Source organism: Pseudomonas sp. DE0157 (assembly GCF_007678615.1).
In the GTDB taxonomy this organism is placed as follows: Bacteria; Pseudomonadota; Gammaproteobacteria; order Pseudomonadales; family Pseudomonadaceae; genus Aquipseudomonas; species Aquipseudomonas parafulva_B.
Genome location: NZ_VEJN01000004.1, coordinates 240,686 through 258,635, shown reverse-complemented (window position 1 = coordinate 258,635; position 17,950 = coordinate 240,686). Strand labels below are relative to the sequence as shown.

The following is a 17,950-nucleotide window of genomic DNA, read 5'->3' as shown; positions in this document are numbered from 1 at the left end:
TGAACCATGCTCAAGATCGTCCCCGCCCCCCTCCCCACAATGCCTGCCTAGAAGACATTTTGATCCAGGCCACCGAGTACGCTACGTGCGCGGCCGCTGTAGTGCAACAGGCCTTGTCACTGGGTTCCAGGTCGCCCTCTTCGGTGCTGATGCTGACGTCTCTGCATGAGCTCGAAACGCTGAAAGCTCTGCTTGAGTCAGCGAGCGCTGGGCCAGCATTAAGCGTGCAGGCCCGCCCGAGCGCTACCCTGGCTGCGCCGGTTGCTTGCGATAGAGCGACGGCATGCAAGCAAACAATGCCAAACAGCTCAACACCGCCACCGCCCCGGCGAGCACACCGAAACCTGTGCCTAATACCGCGCTCACACCCATCGCCACAACGGCTGCGCTGCCAATCTGGCAAAACCCCACCAACCCCGAAGCGGTGGCTGCATGCCCATGTTCACTGGCGATAGCACCTGAGATTGCCAGTGAAAGCGATGACCCATTGGCCAAGCTGACCAGGCACATAGGCAGCACCACGGCCGTAACGCTGTGCCACCCCATGGCGTACGCCAGAAGAAACGCCATGGCGCCGAGTACGAAGCAGGTGATGCCGATCGCAACGATCCGGTCGTAAGGTAAGCGGTCAAGCAGCCGCCGGGCCAACAGGTTGGCCCCGATGATGCCTAAGGTAAGCGGCATATACAGCCAACCGCTTTGCGCCTCGCTCAAGCCTGCTTGTACGAAAAGGAACGGCGACTGCGTCAGATAAACGAACCAAGCACAATAGATAGAACACACCACTAACGTGTAGCGGCAAAAGCTGCGGTCACCCAGCACACGGCTAAAACCCGCAAAGGGGGCGTTCCTGCTCCGCGCCGCGACCGGTAGCGTTTCAGGTATTAAAAACAGCGCCAAAAGCAGCGCTACCGCCCCGAATGCTGCGACGAACAGAAAGTCGGCTCGCCAGCCGAATGCGACGGCCAAGTGCCCACCGATTGCCGGGGCCAATGCCGGCGAGAGTGATACGAGGGGGTAAATCATGGCATAGACTTTCGCCGAGGTTCGCTTGTCGCAGGTGTCGGCGATCAACGCACGACCAATCACCAGCCCCGCCGCCGCGCCCACCGCTTCCACCATGCGCCACGCGATGAAGTCCATGTAGCTGCTGGACAGCGCGCAGCCCACGGAGCCCAGCAGATAGAGAACGCCACCGGCAAGCAGCACCGGCTTGCGTCCTCCTCGGTCTGACATTGGGCCATAAGCCAACTGCGCAATGGCCAGTGCCAGTAGATAGAACGAAACGGTTTGCGGCATTTGCCAACTGGCAATGCCAAATTCAGTAGCCATGCCGGGCATCGCGGGTAGATAGATATCCGAGGCGACGAGGCCGAAGGCGCTCAGCATGGCGACTGTCAGGATGAAGGATAAGCGAGGCATTGTGCTCCCTGGCATCCGGCTTGGGCCGGCTGCGTGATGGACGATGAATGAACCTCGCTATGTTATGCAGCCTGCATCAATGCGAAAATGCACGTAATCGCAGCCCAGGGCTGCATATTTGCATCTTCAGGAAGCGCGCCACGATGAATTGGGATGACATACGCATTTTCCTCGCAGTGCACCGCGCCGGCACCCTGCGGGCTGCAGCCAAAGCTTTGGGCATCGACCAGACTACGGTCGGTCGACGGCTGGCGGGGCTTGAGCAAACCTTGAGCAGCCGTCTATTCCTCCGCAGCACTGGGGGGCTGGCGTTGACGACCACCGGACAACAGCTCGTACAAAAGGCTGAGGAAATGGAGCGGATGGCCGTCTCCTTCGAGCGCCAGGCTGAAGGCAGCGACCCTCATCCGTCGGGTGAGGTGCGCGTCACCACCACCGATGCGCTGGCCGTTGATTTCGTCATACCCGCGATCGAGCAACTGCGGGCCACTCATCCTGAGGTGCGGGTCATTCTGACCACCACTACCCGGCTATTGGACTTGGGGCGCAGGGAGGCCGATATAGCCGTGCGCACGGTACGCCCAGAACAACCTGACCTGATCGTGCGACGGCTGGCTCACTGGACTGTCGGACTGTATGCGACACAGCGCTACCTTGAATTGCGTGGGAAGCCAGAGCCTGGTAGCGCCCTGGTGGGGCATGACATCGCCCTTTACCAGAAAGGTGTAACCGAGCGTCAGGATGACACGCTGGCAGGAGAACCCAGATCCGCAGGCTGTGTTGTCGCGGAGCTGGACTCGAGCCTCATGCTGGCAACCTTCGTACGCGCCGGCCTGGCCCTCGGTGAGTTGCCGGAATACATGGCCCGGCGAGATACCAGTTTGGTGCGAATTTGGCCTGATCGTAAGCGGGCCACGCCATATGAAGCCTGGCTTGTGCTGCATCGGGACCTGGCGCACACGGCAAGGGTGAGGGTTGTAGTGGACGCAATCGTTGCGGCATTTGCCAAATGAGGGCTACATGAGCGCTACTTGGCTCAACACCGCATCGGCGGTCAGACTGAAGCTCGCTGGGGCAGGACACCGTAGTGTGAAGTTCGGCTTGGTGAGTGATGGCATTGCGTTTCTCAGATGAGCTGTGTGTAACTGCTGTCGATCAACAGGTCTTCTGGAGCGTTTATGTTCAGCCACATTCAGCTCGGTGCTCGGGACCTGCCGGCCATGATCAGGTTCTACGATGCCGTACTCGCCACCCTGGGGCTTGTCCGCATGCCCGACAACCACGATGGCGGCCCCTGCGGCGCTGGATGGCAACGGCCGGACAGGGAATGGCCGCAGTTCTATGTGCAACTGCCATTCAACGGACTGCCTGCGACATGGGGCAACGGCGTGCAAATAAGCTTTGCCGCCAGCTCACAGGATCAGGTGCAGGCGGCATGGCGCACAGCGTTGGCGATGGGTGCTCAGGATGAAGGCGCACCTGGGTTGAGGCCGCAGTATGGGCAGGATTACTACGGTGCCTACTGCAGGGATATTGAGGGCAACAAGCTTTGTTTCGTACATGCTTGCGGGCTCGCCTACCCTGATGTCCCATGAAGCAGACGCTCCAGTCTAATACCCTCCTGAATGGCACCATCGCTCGGTAGGCGCTAGGTGATGGCATATTGTTATTCATAAAAGATATTTAAGAAATTTCTTTTATTCCATTAGATTCTGACAGGTGACTTTGATGTAACAAGTCATTTCATCTACTGGGCTGTCACTGCGCACTACTAGGCAGCGGCCTATGACTTGGTCAACTTCCTGTCGGTTTCACATAATGAGTTTCGATGTTGCTTTCGCCCTGTCCACCTTACCCGCGTTCGTTTCGGCAGTCGGCGTCACATTACAAGTGGGGCTGATTGCCATCGTCACGTCACTCGGCGTGGCATCTCTAAACGCCGCGATTGTGATGTTCCGAGTGCCTGTGCTTCAACCGATGGTGCGGGTGTACGTTGAAATTGCACGGAACACGCCGCTGCTGATCCAACTGTTTTTCATCTACTTCGCCTTGCCCAGCATCGGCATACGGGTCTCTGGGTTCGCTTCGGCGATCATCGCCATGACCTTCCTCGGTGGCGCCTACCTCACGGAAATTCTGCGCGCGGGCATTGACGCCGTGCCTGCCGCCCAGATCGAGGCAGGTCTGGCCATTGGTCTGTCTCGCTGGCAGTTGCTTCGCCACGTCATCCTGCCGCAGGCCGGCATCCTTAGTACACCGGCGCTGTTCGCCAACTTCGTGTTTCTGCTCAAGGAAACCACAGTAGTGTCTGCTGTAGCGGTGCCGGAAATCCTCTACACCACCAAGAACTATATCGCCCTTTACTACAAGACCTACGAAATGCTTGCGGTCATGACGCTGCTCTGCGTTCTGCTGTTCGTCCCGCTATCGCTGCTGCTGCGTACGTTAGAAAGGAGGTTGCAACATGGCCAGTTCGGGCATTGATCTGTTGTGGGTGTCCGCGCCACAACTGGCGATCGGCATAGGCCGCACACTAGGAATCACGTTGCTGGCCATAGTGTTCAGCAGCTTGGGCGGGATGCTCTACGGCGTAGTGCGCAACTTGGAGGTGCGCTGGATCGACGTTGTGCTGATCGTCTACCTGGAGATGTTCAGGGCCATACCGGTGCTGGTCTGGCTTTACCTGTTTTTCTTCGGTATGCCGATCTTTCTGGGATGGAGTATTTCGGGATTTTGGTGCGCTGTGCTGGTGCTGTCGCTATGGGGCGCTTGCGAAGTGGGTGAGGTGGTCCGTGGCGCGCTACGCTCCCTACCCCGCGGCCAACGTGAGGCGGGCCTGGCGATCGGCCTGAACCTGCCGCAATTATACGTCAAAGTGCTTCTGCCCCAAGCCTTGCGCAGAATGACGCCCCCGCTGATCAACGTGTTCACGCGGCTGATCAAGACAAGTTCGCTGGCAGTGCTGATTGGCGTGGTGGACGTGATCAAGATCGGACAGCAGATCATCGAGCGTACCTATGAATCGGTGCTGATCTACGGGTTTCTCTTCGCATTCTTCTTTCTGGCCTGTTATCCGCTGTCAGCCGCGTCGCGTGTGCTCGAACGGCGATGGAATCACTCATGACTGCATTGATCGAACTGGCGGGATTCTCCAAGAACTTTGGCAGTAATCCGGTTTTAAACCATATCGACCTGTCCGTTCGTGAGGGTGAGGTGGTGGTGATTCTCGGCCCCAGCGGCTGCGGCAAAAGTACCTTGCTGCGCTGCCTGAATGGCCTCGAACTGGGTCACGCGGGAACATACCGCTTTGCTGGACGCCAATTGCCCGGCAATGGCGGTTGGCGTGCGGTGCGCCAAGAGATAGGCATGGTATTTCAAAGCTATCACCTGTTCCCGCACATGACCGTGCTTGACAATATTTTGCTGGGCCCTGTCAACGTGCAAAAACGCCCCGTTCACCAGGTGCGCGCCCAGGCCGAAACGCTGCTTGCGCGGGTTGGACTGCTGGACAAGCGCGATGCCTGGCCCCGCGAATTGTCTGGCGGTCAGCAACAACGAATCGCGATTGTTCGTGCCCTGTGCATGCACCCGAAGGTCATGCTGTTCGACGAGGTGACTGCCGCCCTCGACCCGGAAATGGTCAAGGAGGTGCTGGAGGTGATTCTGGACCTTGCCGACAGTGGCATGACGCTTTTGATCGTCACGCATGAAATGGCCTTTGCCCGTGCAGTGGCTGACCGGGTCCTGTTCATGGACGGCGGTCGTATCACTGAACAGAGTACCCCTGAAACATTCTTCAGCTCCCCGCAGACCGCACGCGCGCAGCAGTTTCTGGAGAAGTTTTCCTATGTAGAAAATCTGCCCAAGAGGAATGCATCGTGAAACTAAAATCTGCCCTCGTTTTTCCACTGCTGGCTATCGGTCTGCTAATCGGCAGCGCCGCTGCCCACGCTGAAGGGTATCTGGATAAGATAAAAGCTCGGGATAAATTGATCGTAGGCGTATTCAGCGACAAGCCCCCCTTCGGTTTTGTCAACGAACAAGGCGATTACGTTGGCTTCGACACGGACCTTGGCCGCCGCTTTGCAAAGGATCTGCTGGGCGATGAAAAAAAGATCGAATTCGTCGTGGTAGAGCCAGCTAGTCGCATTCCGTTTCTGCAAAGCGACAAGGTGGACTTGATCCTGGCCAACATGACCGTGACGCCCGAGCGCGCTCAGGTAGTGGATTTCACCAACCCTAACCTGCGTGTGGCGGTGCAGGCATTGGTACCGGAGAAAAGCACGGTCCAACGCCTGGATGACCTGGCAAGCAAAACCGTCATTGTGACTGCAGGAACAACTGCTGACGTGTGGCTGACGAAAAATCACCCGGACTGGAAGCTGCTCAAGTTCGAGAAAAACTCTGAATCCTTGCAAGCGCTGGCAAATGGTCGCGGTGACGCCTATGCGCAAGACAACCTGGTGCTGTTCGGATGGGCCAAGCAGAACCCGGGCTATCGCCTATTGCCGCAGAAACTAGGCGACGAAGCGCCGATCGCGCCAGCGGTGAAAAAGGGCAATGCCGAGCTGCAACAGTGGGTCAATACCGAACTGGCGAGCCTGGGCAAGGAGAAGTACCTGCTCAAGTTGTATGATCAGTACGTGCGTGCACAACTGGCGGCCGATACCGATCCTGCTGCGGTGATTGTTGAAGGCGGTGACTGGAAGTAAGCCGTTCGAAGGTGGCAGGCTTGCCTGCCGCCTTGGACATCACTAAGCACTCGGCACCACAGCCGACATTCCTTGCAGACTGCTTGATTTGGTGGCAACTGAAGCGCCGGCGGTGAAGCCTGCGCGTGGATCTATCTGGTCTGCAAGAAGCCAGTATTCACCCGCTTGCAAGCCTTCATGAACGCCGACGATACCCGGCGATCAATAATGCCATCCCAGGCACCAGCATCCCCACTGCAGTGTAGCCAAAAGCGGCCTGCCCCGATGCGCCCACGGCGGCAAACGCCGCACCTACGGCGAGCAGCGGCATTGCAGCGAAGTAAAATGGTTTGGCTACCTTGCTCATATCGAACCTCCTGTTTGCAATTATCTGTGTGGGCATCCAAGCTTACATGCACGTGTACTCGGCAGGGTAGCCATGCTTGCGCACCTGCTTCAAACCAATGTGCAACTGACTGGTCAAGTCCACTGAGCTCTCGATTCAACGCTGATCGCCAACCTCATATTTTGGTCGGGCAAGCGCTCAAAAGAGCTGATGCGCGATGTACTTGGCAAAACGCTCAAGCCGGGATGTGGTTTTGGCGGACTCACCAAGTGGGGGGTTAGGCTCAAGTTCATTGATAAATCAAAAGACAATCCGCCCACTTCGCGCTGCGCTTGATTCGAAGGGCTAAGATCGCAGTCGATTAGCCAGATAACCTTTCACGCAGAGCCTAGCTGATCAAATTCGCCATTCTGATCGATGGCTATACCGCGTGCCCGACCTACCCCCCAAGCCAAGGCTCTGGTCATGGATTCTCCGGGTCGAGTTGAACGCATCTTCCAGGATCGGTAAGCCTCCTGAGGCGTAAATGCCTATGAACAATTGAGTGCTGCCTGTGCGCGAGAGACATACCTGCACATCAATGTATGTACCGTCGTTCAACACTTCTTCGTGTACTCGGTGATGGAGATTCACATCAGCCATCCCCAATAAACGCTGCCACGGCGCCGCATACCAGCCTCCTCCGACTTAAGTCGTACTCGAATGGTGAACCTAGAAGGTAGCTCTCTGTCTGGATGGCGCAACTTCAAAGCGGTATTACAGGAAAACACCTGACGACCGGCTCATTTACCCATACGCGCCCGACACCCCGTACAGCTATAAGCACGGTACTCGCCAGCCCGCTGGTCAAAGGTGACCGCAATTCACACCTGGAGTATCCAGGCATTCTCAATTGCCACTGCCCAAGGCTTAGAGGCAGCAAATGAACTGTCGGTCACAGGTTCGTGCGTGCCTGTGCTAACTATTTTGAAGAGGAAGCAGGCGTAACAACCTGAGAACTTACGTAAAAGTCACGCACATGAAAAAGGCCACCCCTTTCGGAAATGGCCTAAGTCATTGAATATAATGGTCGGGACGGAGTGATTCGAACACTCGACCCCTTGCACCCCATGCAAGTGCGCTACCGGGCTGCGCTACGCCCCGACTGGGCTTTGAAGCATGTTCTCGTTACCGCTGAGAACGATGAAGAATATACCCTAACCTTTTGATTAATGGAAGCTTTTTTTCAAAAATTTCCACTCATCCTAAACAACGGTCACTTCTTCAGCACCACCAACACATCTTCCAACTCGACAATCATCTGACGAATCAGCTGTTTGTACTGGCTCGACTCATCCTTGGCCTCATCACTGGAAAGCCGCAACCTCGCCCCGCCAATGGTGAAGCCCTGGTCGTAAAGCAGGGCGCGAATCTGGCGGATCATCAGCACGTCTTGGCGCTGGTAATACCGCCGGTTGCCCCGCCGCTTCACAGGATTGAGCTGATCGAACTCCTGCTCCCAATACCGCAACACGTGCGGTTTTACAGCGCAAAGTTCGCTGACCTCACCAATGGTGAAGTACCGTTTGCCCGGTATGGGGGGCAGTTCGTCGTTATGGCTTGGTTCCAGCATAGGCCTCAACCCGGGCCTTCAACTTCTGCCCTGGACGAAAGGTGACGACGCGCCGTGCGGTGATCGGGATTTCTTCCCCAGTCTTGGGGTTGCGGCCCGGCCGCTGGCGTTTATCGCGAAGGTCGAAGTTGCCGAAACCGGACAACTTGACCTGCTCGTTCTCTTCAAGTGCGTGCCGAATTTCTTCGAAAAACAGCTCGACCAGCTCCTTGGCCTCACGCTTGTTAAGCCCCAGCTCCTCGTACAGCCTCTCGGCCATCTCAGCTTTCGTCAGAGCACCCATGCCGTTATTTCCTTAACGTGGTGTTCAACCTTTGTTCGAGCGAGGTGAGGATAGTGTGCAAGGTAGTGTTCACCTCATCGTCGTTAAGAGTGCGCGATGGATGCTGCCAGGTCAAGCCGACTGCCAGGCTTTTTCTATCAGGATCAATGCCTTTACCCTGGTAGACATCAAACAGCCTGAGGTCTGTGAGCCATTCGCCTGCATTGTCACGAATTACGTCAAGCACGTCTTGAGACGCTACATCACGACCTGCGATCAACGCCAGGTCACGACGGGTTTCCGGGAACTTGGACAACTCGCTGAATTTCGGCAATCGGCCTTCGACCACATCGGCCAGCACCAGCTCGAAAACGAAGACCGGGCGGTCCAGGTCCAGGACTTTTGCAAGCTCTGGATGAAGCGCGCCCAGATAGCCAACGGTCTTACCTTCACGCTGGATTTCGGCGGTCTGACCAGGGTGCAAGGCTGGATGCTTGCCAGCGACGAAGGTGAAGTCGCCCAACGCACCGGAATAACCCAACAGGGCTTCCACATCGGCCTTCACGTCGAAGAAGTCGATAGGGTCGCGGCCGTTGGCCCATCCTTCAGGCAAGCGGCTGCCTGTAACGACGCCGGCAATCATCGGTTCCTGTGCCAAGTCGCCCAGTTGGCCGACGAAACGTAGGCCACTTTCGAACAAGCGCACGCGGTCCTGCTGGCGATTGAGGTTGTGCTGCAATGCCTTGACCAGGCCCGGCCACAGAGAGGCACGCATGGCCGCCATGTCGCTGGAGATAGGGTTGGCCAGCAACAGTGGCTCTACGCCTGGGCTGAACAGCTCGAACAGTTTCGGATCGATGAAGCTGTAGGTAATGGCCTCCTGGTAACCACGAGCAACCAGCAGACGACGCAGGTTTGGCAGCTCGCCACGGGTTTCCGGGCGTGCTTGCGGCGCCAGGCGCGCTTGCGGGTAGCGCACGGGCAGGTTGTTGTAACCGTACAGACGCGCGAGCTCTTCGATCAGGTCGACTTCGAGGCTGATATCGAAGCGGTGGCTCGGAACGTTGACCGTCCACTGCCCTGCTCCGTCTGCCTGGGTAGCCAGACCAAGGTTGTTGAGCAACTGCTCGACCTGGGACGGGTCCATTTCCATGCCAAGCATCTGGGCGATGCGATCGGCACGCAGGGTAACCGGGGCAATGCGGGGCAAGTGTTGCTCGCTGACGGCTTCAACGATAGGGCCGGCTTCACCGCCTACCACTTCCAGCAGCAATGCGGTCGCGCGCTCCATGGCCTCGCGGGCCAACTGGGAATCGACGCCGCGCTCATAACGGTGCGAGGCGTCGGTGTGCAGGCCGTAGGAGCGGGCCTTGCCTGCAACGGAAATCGGCTCGAAGAAAGCGCTTTCCAGGAACAGATCACGGGTTTTAGCGGTGTCGACGCCGCTGTGCTCGCCGCCCATGACGCCGGCGATGGCCAGGGCGCGGGTGTGGTCGGCAATGACCAGGGTGTCGGCACGCAGTGCAACTTCCTGGCCGTCGAGCAGCACGAGCTTCTCGCCTTCCTCGGCCATGCGTACGCGAATGCCGCCGTTGATCTCTGCCAAGTCAAAGGCGTGCATCGGCTGGCCGAGTTCGAGCATCACGTAGTTAGTGATGTCTACGGCAGCGTCGATGCTGCGCACGTCGCTGCGGCGCAGACGCTCGACCATCCACAGCGGCGTCGGCTTGCTCAGGTCGACATTGCGGATGACCCGCCCCAGGTAACGTGGGCAAGCTGCCGGCGCATGGACCTCGACTGGGCGCACTTCGTCGTGCGCGGCAGCCACGGCTGGCACCAGCGGGCGGGTAACCGGCACGTCGTACAGCGCGCTGACGTCGCGCGCCAGGCCGGCGATTGACAGGCAATCACCCCGGTTGGGCGTAAGCCCGATTTCGATGCTGGCATCATCCAGGCTCAGGTACTGGCGAATGTCTTCGCCCACCGGCGCATCGCTGGCCAGTTCGAGCAGGCCATCGTTTTCTTCACTGATCTGCAGTTCGGCCGCCGAGCAGAGCATGCCGAATGACTCCACACCGCGCAGCTTGGCCTTCTTGATCTTGAAGTCTCCAGGCAGTTCGGCGCCGATCATGGCGAAGGGGATCTTGATCCCTGGCCGGGCGTTAGGCGCGCCGCAAACCACCTGGAACGTTTCCTGACCATTGCTGACCTGGCACACACGCAGCTTGTCGGCGTCTGGGTGTTGTTCAGTGGCAAGGATTTCACCCACCACAATACCGCTGAACTGGCCGGCAGCGGGGGTCACGCTGTCGACTTCCAGGCCGGCCATGGACAGGCGGGCCACCAGTTCGTCACGGGAGACTTGCGGGTTTACCCAACCGCGCAGCCACTGTTCACTGAATTTCATGCTGTTCTTCTCCTGAAGGTTGCGTCGATTGGCTTAGCGGAATTGGGCTAAGAACCGCAGGTCGTTGTCGAAGAACAAACGCAGATCGTTGACGCCATAACGCAGCATGGCCAGGCGCTCGGCACCCATGCCGAAGGCGAAGCCCTGGAATTGCTCAGGATCAATGCCCGACATGCGCAACACGTTCGGGTGCACCATGCCGCAGCCCATTACTTCCAGCCAGCCGGTCTGCTTGCACACGCGGCAGCCATTGCCCGAGCACATGACGCACTGGATATCCACTTCGGCAGACGGCTCGGTGAAGGGGAAGAACGATGGACGGAAACGCACCGCCAGTTCTTTTTCGAAGAACACGCGCAGGAATTCTTCGATGGTGCCCTTGAGGTCGGCGAAATTGATGCCACGGTCGATCAGCAGGCCTTCGACCTGGTGGAACATCGGCGAGTGGGTGATATCCGAATCGCAGCGGTAGACGCGGCCAGGACAGACAATGCGAATAGGTGGCTGGGTCGACTCCATGGTCCGCACCTGCACCGGCGAGGTGTGGGTACGCAGCAACATGTTGGCATTGAAGTAGAAGGTATCGTGCATCGCCCGGGCCGGATGGTGGCCGGGGATGTTGAGCGCTTCGAAGTTGTGATAGTCGTCTTCGACTTCAGGGCCTTCGGCAATGCCGTAGCCAATGTGCGTGAAGAACTGTTCGATGCGTTCGAGTGTACGGGTGATGGGGTGCAGGCCACCGGTGGCCTGGCCGCGGCCTGGCAGGGTCACATCAATGCATTCGGCAGCCAGACGAGCGCTGAGCTCGGCTTCTTCAAAAGCTGCCTTGCGTGCGTTCAGCACAACGGTGACGCGCTCTTTGGCGTCATTGATCAGCGCGCCCACTTTGGGCCGCTCCTCGGCTGGCAGGTTGCCCAGGGTCTTCATCACCTGGGTCAGCTCGCCCTTCTTGCCGAGATAGTTGACCCGGATCTGTTCCAGGGCATTGATGTCTTCAGCGCGCTCCACGGCCTCCAGGGCTTGGGAGACCAGCGCATCCAGGTTTTCCATGTACAGACTCCAGATACGAAAATAGGGGAAGAGCTTTGAAGGCTCTTCCCCTATCGATGACGTTCAATGCCCGGCGACGCAGGCGTCGCCGGGTGATTGTCGCGGGTACTTAAGCCAGAACGGCTTTAGCTTTCTCGACAATCGCAGCAAACGCCGCTTTTTCGTTCACTGCCAGATCGGCCAGAACCTTACGGTCGATTTCGATCGAAGCCTTTTTCAGGCCAGCAATCAAACGGCTGTAGGACAGACCGTTGGTGCGGGCACCGGCGTTGATACGAGCGATCCACAGTGCGCGGAACTGACGCTTCTTCTGGCGACGGTCGCGGTAGGCGTATTGGCCTGCCTTGATGACCGCTTGCTTGGCAACACGGAATACGCGCGAGCGTGCACCGTAGTAACCTTTAGCCAGTTTCAGAATTTTCTTGTGACGCTTACGAGCGATGACGCCACGCTTAACACGAGCCATGAGTAACTTCCTCTATCTTAACCAGAATTAACGTACGCGCAGCATGCGCTCGACTTTTGCTACGTCGGACGGGTGCAGCAAGCTGGCACCGCGCAGTTGACGCTTACGCTTGGTCGACATTTTGGTCAGGATGTGGCTCTTGAAAGCGTGCTTGTGCTTGAAGCCCGAAGCGGTCTTCAGGAAGCGCTTCGCAGCACCGCTCTTGGTTTTCATTTTTGGCATGTTGGAACTCCGCATTCGATAAAAATTACACAATAATCATCAGGCCTGCCGTGCCCGGGAGATTATTTCTTCTTTTTGGGGGCGATGACCATCATAAGCTGGCGTCCTTCCATCTTAGGATGCTGCTCGACGGAACCGTATTCGATCAGGTCAGCTTCAACCCGCTTCAACAGCTCCATGCCCAGCTCCTGGTGGGCCATCTCACGACCACGGAATCTCAGAGAGATCTTGGCCTTGTCCCCTTCGGTAAGGAAACGTACCAGGTTGCGTAGTTTTACCTGGTAATCCCCTTCTTCCGTCCCTGGACGAAACTTGATTTCTTTAATCTGGATCTGTTTCTGGTTTTTCTTGGCTTCGTTGGCCTGCTTCTTCTTCTCGAAGAGGTGCTTGCCGTAGTCCATCACCTTGCAGACGGGTGGAACCGCGTCTGCGGAGATTTCCACCAGATCCAGCTTCGCTTCTTCAGCGATACGAAGCGCTTCATCAATCGAGACGATGCCAACCTGCTCGCCGTCTGCGCCAATTAACCGAACCTCGCGGGCCGAGATATTCTCGTTGATCGGGGCCTTCGGTACAGCACGTTTATCATTTCTCATTTCACGCTTAATAGTCATTACTCCGTTGTTTGGCGACCACGCCGGGAAACCGCTTGCGTCAGGAGCTCAGCGAACTGGGCGACGGGCATGGAGCCCAGGTCAGCGCCTTCGCGAGTACGCACTGCTACGGTCTGCGTTTCGACTTCGCGGTCCCCTATAACCAAAAGGTACGGGACCTTGAGCAAAGTATGCTCACGGATTTTAAAGCCGATCTTCTCATTTCTCAAGTCCGACTTGGCACGGAAACCGCTACCATTCAGAGTTTTCTCAACCTCAAGGGCGAAATCGGCCTGTTTGTCGGTGATATTCATAATCACCGCCTGCGTTGGCGCCAGCCAGGCAGGGAATACGCCGGCGTAGTGCTCGATCAGCATGCCGATGAAGCGCTCGAACGAACCCAAAATGGCGCGGTGCAGCATGACCGGGCGCACGCGGCTGTTGTCTTCGGCAATGTAGCTGGCGTCCAGGCGCTCCGGCAGGTTCGGGTCGTACTGCAGGGTGCCGCACTGCCAGTTACGGCCAAGGCAGTCACGCAGGGTGAACTCGATCTTCGGCCCGTAGAAAGCGCCCTCCCCTGGCTGGTATTCCCACTCCAGGCCAGATTCATTCAGGGCATCGGCCAACGCTCCCTCGGCACGGTCCCACAGCTCTTCAGAGCCAACGCGCTTGGCCGGACGAGTAGACAGCTTCATGGCGATGTCGCTGAAGCCAAAGTCCTTGTAAACGTCCAGAGTCAGCCTGATGAAGTCGGCGGCTTCTTTCTTCACCTGTTCTTCGGTGCAGAAAATGTGGGCATCGTCCTGTACGAAGCCACGCACACGCATGATGCCGTGCAATGCACCAGACGGCTCATTGCGGTGGCATGCGCCAAACTCGGCCAGACGCAGCGGCAGGTCGCGGTAGCTCTTGAGCCCCTGGTTGAAGACCTGCACGTGGCACGGGCAGTTCATCGGCTTGACCGCGTAGTCACGGCTCTCGGACGAGGTGGTGAACATGTTCTCGGCGTAGTTGGACCAGTGGCCGGAACGCTCCCACAGGATACGGTCGACCACTTGCGGGGTCTTGATTTCCTGATAACCGTTCTCGCGCTGAACATTACGCATGTACTGCTCGAGCACTTGGTAGACAGTCCAGCCATTGGCATGCCAGAACACCATGCCCGGTGCTTCTTCCTGCAGATGGAACAGGTCGAGCTGCTTACCGATCTTGCGATGGTCGCGCTTCTCGGCTTCTTCGATGCGCTGGATGTAGGCCGCCAGCTGCTTCTTGTCAGCCCAGGCGGTGCCGTATACCCGCTGCAACTGTTCGTTCTTGGCATCGCCGCGCCAGTAGGCGCCGGACAGCTTGGTCAGCTTGAATGCCTTGAGGAAGCGGGTGTTGGGCACGTGCGGGCCGCGGCACATGTCCACGTATTCCTCGTGGTAGTACAGGCCCATGGCCTGTTCGTTTGGCATGTCCTCGACCAGGCGCAGCTTGTAGTCTTCGCCACGGGCAGTAAACACGTCGATGACTTCGGCGCGCGGGGTCATTTTCTTGATGACGTCGTAGTCAGTATCGATCAGCTGCTGCATGCGCTTCTCGATGGCCGCCAGGTCATCCGGCGTGAAGGGCCGCTCGTAAGCGATGTCGTAGTAGAAGCCTTCGTCGATCACCGGGCCGATCACCATCTTGGCGGTCGGATACAGCTGCTTCACCGCATGGCCAACCAGGTGGGCGCACGAGTGACGAATGATCTCCAGTCCCTCTTCATCTTTGGGGGTGATGATCTGCAGGGTAGCGTCGTTCAGGATCAGGTCGCAGGCGTCGACCAGCTTGCCATCTACCTTGCCGGCAACGGTGGCCTTGGCCAGACCGGCGCCGATGGATGCGGCGACCTCGGCAACGGACACGGGGTGATCGAACGAACGTTGGCTGCCATCGGGAAGAGTAATGGTGGGCATTGGCGCCTCCTCTCCTAGTGGTGACCCCTACCAAAGGTCACGTGGGTTGGGATGAGCCAGTACAAGATCCGAACCTGCCTTCCGTTGACGGGAAGCCTGCCTCACAGTGGCAGAAGCCTTTGGGCTTGCGGGGACGAACCAGAGTGACTGGAAAGAAAATAGAACTGCAGCGGGGACGTTCTCAGCTGCAAGCCGGGCATGCTAGCACGCAGTCAGAGCCGCGCGCAGGAATATTTGGAAATTGCCACTGATGGTGAACTTCCGCGACAGCTTCCCTATCAGACGTGTGGAAACAACTACTCTTGATGAGAACTGACCCAAGGAGTAATCGGTTATGCGAGTTCCGTCTCTTCTGGCCCTGGCGGCCGCTGGCGCCCTGCTGATGCCAATGGCCGCGAACGCCGGCAACTTCCCTGCCGGCAAGGAAGGTGCCTATATGGCCCAATGCACGCAAGTTGCCGCTGGCCAGGGCGTTGATGCCGCCGCAGCGAAAAAGCACTGCGAATGTGGCGCACAAGCGATCAAGAAGAATTTCTCCGACGCTGAAATTGCTGACCTCGACAGCAAGGATGGCGTGGACGCCAAACTCATGCAAAAAGCGCAAAACGTCGTTAAACAGGCCTGCGCACCTAAAAGCTGATGTTATGTAGCTGCGCGTGTCCGGCGATAAATTGCGCTGGATCAACCTGCCACGAAGGTAAAAAGACGCGACAGCCGCAGAATTAGACTATGATGTACCGGTGCTCCGTAGCTTTGGCCGCATTGCACCACCGAAAATACTAAATGTTCTGGAGATTCACCCATGTCCAATCGCCAAACCGGCACCGTCAAATGGTTCAATGATGAAAAAGGCTATGGCTTCATCACTCCACAAGGCGGCGGCGACGACCTGTTCGTTCACTTCAAAGCCATCGAATCTGACGGATTCAAGAGCCTGAAAGAAGGCCAAACTGTTTCCTTCGTCGCCGAGCGCGGCCAGAAGGGCATGCAGGCTGCGCAGGTTCGTTCGGAGTAATTCGGACAGCCGTAAAAAAACCCGCCCCCGTGGCGGGTTTTTTTGAGTTGGCTTTGACAGCTCAACGCGCACAGGGCACTGATGCCCTCCATACGCGAGGCAAATCTTAGCCGCAGTTAACGCGTGTTACACGCCCTTGCTCATCGACATTCAAGTTCAGCCGCTCCGAGCGGTATTCCAGGGTGACCACATCGTGGGGTTTGAGTATGCGCGCCATTTGCGAGCCGCTCGCCTTGCGGGCCTGCTCCAGCAGCTCTGCACTACCTATCTTGCCCACTGCAAAATCAGCGCCGCTGGCCTGGCAGCGACCATCATCGCCCGCAGGTGCCTCAGGCACTTGACCGCCACTGGAGTCGCCACCAGTGCTGCAGCCTGCCAGGACAGCAGCCACCGCCAGGGTCGCCAGATAAGCACGGGTACGTAACATTAAGCCTCCTAGATCATTTGGGAACTGCCTGATCCGACAGCCCCACCCTAAATTCGTTGCAAAACTCGCCAAGTCTGCACCATCCCGGCGGCTGATGGGGGAAGACAATCGTGACCGAATTTTACCATTCGGCCCACACGCCGCTTGGTTTGGCCTGCAAAGTCATGATTTACTTTAAGAAGTGAAGGCATAGTGCCTGCTACGAATACCCGGTTTGGTCATTCGTTCTTTCATCCCGCGCCGCAAGCGAGAGCTTTTCATGAGCACCCACAGCATCGATGCCGACATCAAGGTCAAATGGGCCGAGGGCCAGAGCGCCTATAGCCCCAGCACCCCGGAGGAGCTGCTGCTGATCGCCATCGACCTCCTGGTACGTGACCGCGGCGCAGAAGCAGCGCGCGGCTTCATCGACCAGGTGGTCGAACGGTATGCACCACGCCCTGCTACTTTAAACGCGCCAACCGCTCGCTGAGCAGGTCGAACAGCCCCTGAGCATCCCCCTCCTCCACCCACATGACATTGGCCGGTTGCTTGAGCACCCCGTACCAATCAGCCACGGTCTGGCCGAAGGTAGGGCCCTCGCGGGTATCGATTGACATGTGAATGCGCCGGCCGCTGAACTGATGGGGTCTGAGCAGATAGGCAATGACGCTGGCGTCATGCACCGGGCCGCCGGGCATCCCGTACAACGCCATGTCATGGGTGATGTAGGCATTGAGGATATCCACCACACGCTTGCTGGCCTGCGTATTGACGCCAGCCAGTTGCTTGAGCCGTGCTTCGCTGGTCAACAGCTTATGGGTCACATCCAGGGGCAGGTAGGTCAACGGCACGCCACTTGCCAGCACCACAGCGGCCGCGTGCGGGTCGGCATACAGGTTGAACTCGGCCACAGGCGTGATGTTGCCACCGTTAAAGTGAGCCCCGCCCATCACCACCACTTCCTTGATGCCCTGAGCGATCTCCGGGCGCTGTATCAAGGCCAGGGCCAGGTTGGTCTGCGGACCGAGCATGGCCAGGGTCACGCTGTGTGGCGGCGCCGCACCTAGGGTGTCGACCAGGTACTGAACAGCGTTGCCGCTCGCCAAAGGCTGCTTGGGTTCATGCACTTCAACCCCGGTGACGCCTTCTTCGCCGTGCACTTCAGCCGCGTAGATCGGGGCGCGCACCAAGGGGCGACCCGCACCGGCGTATACCGGGACATCCTCGCGACCGGCCCACTCACGGGCTAGGCGAGCGTTACGTGCGGTCTTCTCCAGGCGCACATTGCCGGCGACTGTCGTGATGGCACGAATTTTCAGCTCATCAGGCGAGGCCATGGCCAGGAACAGGGCCACCAGATCGTCAGCCCCCGGATCGGTGTCGATGATCAGGTCGATAGGTGCCGCTTGTATGGCAGACGCTGCAGCCATGAGTGCGAGTCCTTGAAGCAGGGGTTTTAGCATGACGAGGGCACTCCTGTTGCCAGTGGATATCGAGTAAGGACCGTCGGTG

The 17,950-nt window shown here is 58.1% G+C and carries 21 protein-coding genes, 1 tRNA gene and 2 pseudogenes; 10 read left to right on the top strand and 14 right to left on the bottom strand.

Annotated elements, in window-relative coordinates; translation table 11 throughout:
- Positions 1 to 6: 6 nt before the first annotated feature.
- Positions 7 to 209, top strand: a pseudogene (locus FS777_RS21660) (hypothetical protein); the annotation flags it as partial.
- Between the two features lie 34 nt (positions 210 to 243).
- On the opposite strand, the gene FS777_RS07960 reads toward FS777_RS21660, so the two are convergent.
- Positions 244 to 1,422 carry a multidrug effflux MFS transporter gene (locus tag FS777_RS07960; RefSeq protein ID WP_145254876.1) on the bottom strand — a complete coding sequence of 393 codons (1,179 nt, stop codon included), beginning with the start codon at positions 1,420 to 1,422 and terminating at the stop codon, positions 244 to 246.
- 143 nt (positions 1,423 to 1,565) lie between these two features.
- On the opposite strand from FS777_RS07960, the gene FS777_RS07955 reads away from it, so the two are divergent.
- The 6 genes from FS777_RS07955 (at position 1,566) to FS777_RS07930 (ending at position 6,134) form a co-directional block, all read left to right on the top strand.
- On the top strand, positions 1,566 to 2,435 hold the full coding sequence (locus tag FS777_RS07955; protein WP_145254873.1) for a LysR family transcriptional regulator: 870 nt from the start codon (positions 1,566 to 1,568) through the stop codon (positions 2,433 to 2,435).
- A gap of 165 nt (positions 2,436 to 2,600) precedes the next feature.
- Positions 2,601 to 3,017 (top strand): VOC family protein, encoded by a 417-nt coding sequence (locus FS777_RS07950; RefSeq protein ID WP_145254869.1) that lies wholly within the window; start codon positions 2,601 to 2,603, stop codon positions 3,015 to 3,017.
- Positions 3,018 to 3,240: 223 nt separating this feature from the next.
- A complete protein-coding gene (locus FS777_RS07945) occupies positions 3,241 to 3,906 on the top strand; it encodes an amino acid ABC transporter permease (RefSeq protein ID WP_078478466.1) in 666 nt (221 codons plus the stop codon).
- Positions 3,887 to 4,546: an amino acid ABC transporter permease gene (locus FS777_RS07940; RefSeq protein WP_145254866.1), complete on the top strand. Its 660-nt coding sequence runs from the start codon at positions 3,887 to 3,889 to the stop codon at positions 4,544 to 4,546. Before FS777_RS07945 ends, FS777_RS07940 begins: the two co-directional genes overlap by 20 nt.
- Positions 4,543 to 5,304: an amino acid ABC transporter ATP-binding protein gene (locus tag FS777_RS07935; protein WP_145254863.1), complete on the top strand. Its 762-nt coding sequence runs from the start codon at positions 4,543 to 4,545 to the stop codon at positions 5,302 to 5,304. Before FS777_RS07940 ends, FS777_RS07935 begins: the two co-directional genes overlap by 4 nt.
- On the top strand, positions 5,301 to 6,134 hold the full coding sequence (locus tag FS777_RS07930) for a transporter substrate-binding domain-containing protein (RefSeq protein ID WP_145254861.1): 834 nt from the start codon (positions 5,301 to 5,303) through the stop codon (positions 6,132 to 6,134). The genes FS777_RS07935 and FS777_RS07930 overlap by 4 nt, the downstream gene beginning before the upstream one ends.
- Positions 6,135 to 6,309: 175 nt before the next feature.
- Here FS777_RS07930 and FS777_RS21400 read toward each other — a convergent pair whose 3' ends face one another.
- The 11 genes and pseudogenes from FS777_RS21400 to thrS form a co-directional block, all read right to left on the bottom strand.
- A complete protein-coding gene (locus FS777_RS21400; RefSeq protein WP_178091252.1) occupies positions 6,310 to 6,480 on the bottom strand; it encodes a hypothetical protein in 171 nt (56 codons plus the stop codon).
- Between the two features lie 356 nt (positions 6,481 to 6,836).
- Positions 6,837 to 7,130, bottom strand: a pseudogene (locus FS777_RS21655) (hypothetical protein).
- A gap of 395 nt (positions 7,131 to 7,525) precedes the next feature.
- Positions 7,526 to 7,602: transfer RNA gene (locus FS777_RS07920), tRNA-Pro, on the bottom strand.
- A gap of 112 nt (positions 7,603 to 7,714) precedes the next feature.
- Positions 7,715 to 8,071, bottom strand: coding sequence for a MerR family transcriptional regulator (locus tag FS777_RS07915; RefSeq protein WP_003250681.1), 357 nt, complete (start codon positions 8,069 to 8,071; stop codon positions 7,715 to 7,717).
- The gene (ihfA, locus tag FS777_RS07910; RefSeq protein WP_003250679.1) at positions 8,052 to 8,354 is read right to left on the bottom strand and encodes an integration host factor subunit alpha; all 303 of its coding nucleotides are present in this window, start codon (positions 8,352 to 8,354) and stop codon (positions 8,052 to 8,054) included. The genes FS777_RS07915 and ihfA overlap by 20 nt, the downstream gene beginning before the upstream one ends.
- A gap of 4 nt (positions 8,355 to 8,358) precedes the next feature.
- The gene (pheT, locus tag FS777_RS07905) at positions 8,359 to 10,740 is read right to left on the bottom strand and encodes a phenylalanine--tRNA ligase subunit beta (RefSeq protein WP_078478398.1); all 2,382 of its coding nucleotides are present in this window, start codon (positions 10,738 to 10,740) and stop codon (positions 8,359 to 8,361) included.
- Positions 10,741 to 10,773: 33 nt separating this feature from the next.
- Positions 10,774 to 11,790: a phenylalanine--tRNA ligase subunit alpha gene (pheS, locus tag FS777_RS07900; protein WP_058603341.1), complete on the bottom strand. Its 1,017-nt coding sequence runs from the start codon at positions 11,788 to 11,790 to the stop codon at positions 10,774 to 10,776.
- A gap of 109 nt (positions 11,791 to 11,899) precedes the next feature.
- On the bottom strand, positions 11,900 to 12,256 hold the full coding sequence (rplT, locus tag FS777_RS07895; protein WP_003250671.1) for a 50S ribosomal protein L20: 357 nt from the start codon (positions 12,254 to 12,256) through the stop codon (positions 11,900 to 11,902).
- Between the two features lie 27 nt (positions 12,257 to 12,283).
- Positions 12,284 to 12,478, bottom strand: coding sequence for a 50S ribosomal protein L35 (rpmI, locus tag FS777_RS07890; protein WP_003250667.1), 195 nt, complete (start codon positions 12,476 to 12,478; stop codon positions 12,284 to 12,286).
- A 62-nt stretch (positions 12,479 to 12,540) separates the two neighbouring features.
- Positions 12,541 to 13,092 carry a translation initiation factor IF-3 gene (infC, locus tag FS777_RS07885; RefSeq protein WP_178091251.1) on the bottom strand — a complete coding sequence of 184 codons (552 nt, stop codon included), beginning with the start codon at positions 13,090 to 13,092 and terminating at the stop codon, positions 12,541 to 12,543.
- Positions 13,092 to 15,014, bottom strand: a complete 1,923-nt coding sequence (thrS, locus tag FS777_RS07880; RefSeq protein ID WP_058637781.1) for a threonine--tRNA ligase — start codon at positions 15,012 to 15,014, stop codon at positions 13,092 to 13,094. Before thrS ends, infC begins: the two co-directional genes overlap by 1 nt.
- 334 nt (positions 15,015 to 15,348) lie before the next feature.
- Between thrS and FS777_RS07875 the strand changes: the two genes are divergently transcribed.
- Positions 15,349 to 15,654: a hypothetical protein gene (locus tag FS777_RS07875; RefSeq protein WP_058637782.1), complete on the top strand. Its 306-nt coding sequence runs from the start codon at positions 15,349 to 15,351 to the stop codon at positions 15,652 to 15,654.
- Between the two features lie 162 nt (positions 15,655 to 15,816).
- On the top strand, positions 15,817 to 16,029 hold the full coding sequence (locus FS777_RS07870; RefSeq protein WP_058637783.1) for a cold-shock protein: 213 nt from the start codon (positions 15,817 to 15,819) through the stop codon (positions 16,027 to 16,029).
- 106 nt (positions 16,030 to 16,135) lie between these two features.
- On the opposite strand, the gene FS777_RS07865 is transcribed toward FS777_RS07870, so the two are convergent.
- A complete protein-coding gene (locus tag FS777_RS07865) occupies positions 16,136 to 16,456 on the bottom strand; it encodes an I78 family peptidase inhibitor (protein WP_145254858.1) in 321 nt (106 codons plus the stop codon).
- A gap of 259 nt (positions 16,457 to 16,715) precedes the next feature.
- Here FS777_RS07865 and FS777_RS07860 point away from each other — a divergent pair, with 259 nt between their 5' ends.
- Positions 16,716 to 16,928 (top strand): hypothetical protein, encoded by a 213-nt coding sequence (locus FS777_RS07860; protein WP_058637785.1) that lies wholly within the window; start codon positions 16,716 to 16,718, stop codon positions 16,926 to 16,928.
- Here the strand turns inward: FS777_RS07860 and FS777_RS07855 are convergent.
- Entirely contained in the window at positions 16,900 to 17,901 is a 1,002-nt protein-coding gene (locus FS777_RS07855; RefSeq protein WP_145254855.1) for a nucleoside hydrolase, read from the bottom strand. The genes FS777_RS07860 and FS777_RS07855 overlap by 29 nt on opposite strands.
- Between the last annotated feature and the right edge of the window lie 49 nt (positions 17,902 to 17,950).